At 39.9% G+C, this 2,904-nt stretch carries 7 protein-coding genes; all 7 read right to left on the bottom strand.

Annotated features, from left to right (window positions below; genetic code table 11):
• Nucleotides 1–123, bottom strand: a 123-nt coding sequence (gene rplF, locus PCY17_RS11995; protein WP_301395754.1) for a 50S ribosomal protein L6, incomplete at its 3' end; no start/stop codon positions are given.
• Between the two features lie 187 nt (nucleotides 124–310).
• Complete coding sequence (gene rpsH, locus PCY17_RS12000) at nucleotides 311–709, bottom strand: 30S ribosomal protein S8 (RefSeq protein ID WP_000245504.1); 399 nt, start codon at nucleotides 707–709, stop codon at nucleotides 311–313.
• Between the two features lie 284 nt (nucleotides 710–993).
• Complete coding sequence (locus PCY17_RS12005) at nucleotides 994–1,179, bottom strand: type Z 30S ribosomal protein S14 (RefSeq protein WP_001085697.1); 186 nt, start codon at nucleotides 1,177–1,179, stop codon at nucleotides 994–996.
• A 17-nt stretch (nucleotides 1,180–1,196) separates the two neighbouring features.
• Entirely contained in the window at nucleotides 1,197–1,739 is a 543-nt protein-coding gene (gene rplE, locus PCY17_RS12010) for a 50S ribosomal protein L5 (RefSeq protein WP_000013542.1), read from the bottom strand.
• A gap of 23 nt (nucleotides 1,740–1,762) precedes the next feature.
• Nucleotides 1,763–2,068: a 50S ribosomal protein L24 gene (rplX, locus tag PCY17_RS12015; protein ID WP_000497691.1), complete on the bottom strand. Its 306-nt coding sequence runs from the start codon at nucleotides 2,066–2,068 to the stop codon at nucleotides 1,763–1,765.
• A gap of 182 nt (nucleotides 2,069–2,250) precedes the next feature.
• Nucleotides 2,251–2,619, bottom strand: a complete 369-nt coding sequence (rplN, locus tag PCY17_RS12020) for a 50S ribosomal protein L14 (RefSeq protein WP_000616545.1) — start codon at nucleotides 2,617–2,619, stop codon at nucleotides 2,251–2,253.
• Nucleotides 2,620–2,644: 25 nt separating this feature from the next.
• Nucleotides 2,645–2,904, bottom strand: a 260-nt coding sequence (gene rpsQ, locus PCY17_RS12025; protein WP_301395752.1) for a 30S ribosomal protein S17, incomplete at its 5' end; no start/stop codon positions are given.

Here is a 2,904-nt window from a genome sequence, read left to right on the forward strand (position 1 = left end):
AATATCTTTTGAGAACTCACGAGTAAGTTCTCCTTTAGGTCCTTTTACAGTTACAACGTTGTCATTGTTAGTGATTTCAACACCAGCAGGCAACACGATAACTTTATTACCAATACGTGACATGTTTATTTTCTCCTGTTAAATTGTCAGGCCATAACGGCCAGTTTTCACGGGGTTAAATCGATTTCTCGATTTAAAGGAACATTTAGGTTTCAATTTCAAAGTGAATCTAGGCATCGTCTCGCAGGCATAACTTTGGGTTAGGCAAGAGACGATAACGAAGAGTCACAAAGAAATTGGGAGCTAAATATTACCAAACGTAAGCGATAACTTCTCCACCAACGTTCTTTTGGCGAGCTTCTTTATCAGTAAGCAAACCTTCAGAAGTTGAAAGGATAGCAATTCCAAGTCCGTTAAGAACTTTTGGAAGATCTTCACGTTTTTTGTAGACACGAAGCCCTGGTTTAGAAACACGTTTCAAGTTAGTGATAACTTTTTCACCGTTTGGTCCGTATTTAAGGAATACACGGATGATGCCTTGTTTGTCATCTTCGATGATTTCTACGTTCTTAACAAAACCTTCGCGTTTAAGGATTTCAGCAATCCCTTTTTTGATATTTGATGCAGGTACTTCAAGTACTTCGTGTTTAGCTTGGTTAGCGTTACGAATACGAGTTAGGAAGTCTGCGATTGGGTCAGTCATAACCATTTTGTTTTTCTCCTCTTACTAGTAGTTTGCAAGTTGCACTTGCTAGTTAATACATGATACAAAGAGCGTAAAAGCAAGAGCAAAAATAGGCAATTTGATGCAGGAGCGATGCTCCAAAGAAAATTGGTCTTTTTTGCCAAAGCTGTAGCTCGTGTTCAAATTGGCAAGTCCAACTGAACCCGGGCTAAACTCTGTGTGAAAAAGATAAACTTTCCTAGAAACTTCAGTTTCTTCGTCAAGTTTCCTATTTTCACTTGGAGTTTTGACGCCCTTGATATCTTAAATTACCAAGATGCTTTTGTTACACCAGGAATTTGTCCTTTGTAAGCTAATTCACGGAAGCAAACACGGCAAAGTTTAAATTTGCGGTAAACTGAATGTGGACGACCACATTTTTCACAACGAGTATAAGCTTGAGTAGAGAACTTCGCTGGACGTTTGTTCTTAGCAATCATTGATTTTTTAGCCATTAGATTTACCTCCTATATTATTTTGCAAAAGGCATTCCAAGGCCTGTAAGCAATGCACGTGACTCTTCGTCAGTGTTAGCAGTTGTTACGATAACGATGTCAAGACCACGAGTTTTGTCAACGTCATCGAAGTTGATTTCTGGGAAGATCAATTGTTCTTTCACGCCAAGAGTGTAGTTTCCGCGTCCATCAAATGATTTTGTTGGAACACCGTGGAAGTCACGCACACGTGGAAGTGAAACTGAAACCAATTTGTCCAAGAATTCGTACATACGTTCACCACGAAGGGTAACTTTTGCACCGATCGCTACACCTTCACGAAGACGGAAGCCGGCGATTGATTTTTTAGCTTTAGTGATAAGTGGTTTTTGACCTGAGATAAGTGCCAATTCTTCAGCAGCTTTTTCAAGACTTTTAGCGTTTGATACAGCTTCACCAACACCCATGTTCAAAACGATCTTATCTACTTTAGGCACAGCCATCACTGATGAGTAGTTGAATTGTTCTGTCAAAGCAGGAACTACTTCATTAAGATATTTTTCTTTTAAACGATTTGCCATTATACTTCTCCTTTCCTTCGTGATTAATCAAGCACTTCGCCTGATTTTTTGTTGTAGCGAACTTTTTTACCGTCTACAAATTTGTAACCAACACGACCAGCTACACCATTTTTGTCCAAAACTTGAACGTTTGATACGTGGATAGCTGCTTCTTTCTCGATGATACCACCTTGAGGAAGCTCGTTAGTTGGACGTTGGTGTTTCTTAACGATGTTAACACCTTCAACGATAACTTTGTTTACTTTTGGAAGGGCAGTAAGGACAACAGCTTCTGTTCCCTTATCTTTACCAGCAATTACGCGAACTTTGTCGCCTTTTTTTACAAACATTAGGTTTCTCCTTGATTTTTCTTACGCCCATAAGGGCACCCTAGCCTGAAGCTAGGGGACTAGTTTGTTTGTTTTTGCTCTGCGAAAATCAAAGCAATCCTTCGTCAGTTTCAACTCACCTAACTTAAGTTATGCTTTCGTTTCACTTCCTAGACTTGTTTTAATTTTCTTTGAGCAACCAATTAAAGTACTTCTGGAGCAAGTGACACGATCTTCATGAAGCCACCTTCACGCAATTCACGTGCAACTGGGCCAAAGATACGTGTTCCGCGAGGAGTTTTGTCTTCACGGATGATAACTGCTGCGTTTTCGTCAAATTTGATGTATGAACCATCAGCACGACGAGCACCTGATTTAGTACGAACGATAACAGCTTTTACAACGTCACCTTTTTTAACCGCACCACCAGGAGTAGCTTGTTTTACAGATGCCACGATAACATCACCGATGTTTGCAAATTTACGTCCTGAACCACCAAGAACTTTGATAGTCAAGATTTCGCGCGCACCGCTGTTGTCTGCGACTTTCAAACGAGTTTCTGTTTGAATCATTTCAGTTTTCTCCTTTCAGGTTTGATTAGATGATGACCGCTTCTTCAACAACTTCTACAAGACGGAAACGTTTTGTAGCTGAAAGCGGACGAGTTTCCATGATACGTACGATATCGCCTTCTTTGGCAACATTGTTTTCATCATGTGCTTTGTATTTCTTAGAGTAGTTAATACGTTTACCATAGACTGGGTGGTTACGTTTTGTTTCAACTACAACTGTGATTGTCTTGTCCATTTTGTCAGATACAACACGTCCAACAAGAACTTTACGATTATTGCGTTCCA

This window comes from Streptococcus sp. SO2, assembly GCF_030440025.1.

What these genes read in the sequence shown, in the direction of transcription:
- rpsH (WP_000245504.1), bottom strand. Translation starts at nt 709, where the DNA reads ATGGTTATGACTGACCCAATCGCAGACTTCCTAACTCGTATTCGTAAC.
- PCY17_RS12005 (WP_001085697.1), bottom strand. Translation starts at nt 1,179, where the DNA reads ATGGCTAAAAAATCAATGATTGCTAAGAACAAACGTCCAGCGAAGTTC.
- rplE (WP_000013542.1), bottom strand. Translation starts at nt 1,739, where the DNA reads ATGGCAAATCGTTTAAAAGAAAAATATCTTAATGAAGTAGTTCCTGCT.
- rplX (WP_000497691.1), bottom strand. Translation starts at nt 2,068, where the DNA reads ATGTTTGTAAAAAAAGGCGACAAAGTTCGCGTAATTGCTGGTAAAGAT.
- rplN (WP_000616545.1), bottom strand. Translation starts at nt 2,619, where the DNA reads ATGATTCAAACAGAAACTCGTTTGAAAGTCGCAGACAACAGCGGTGCG.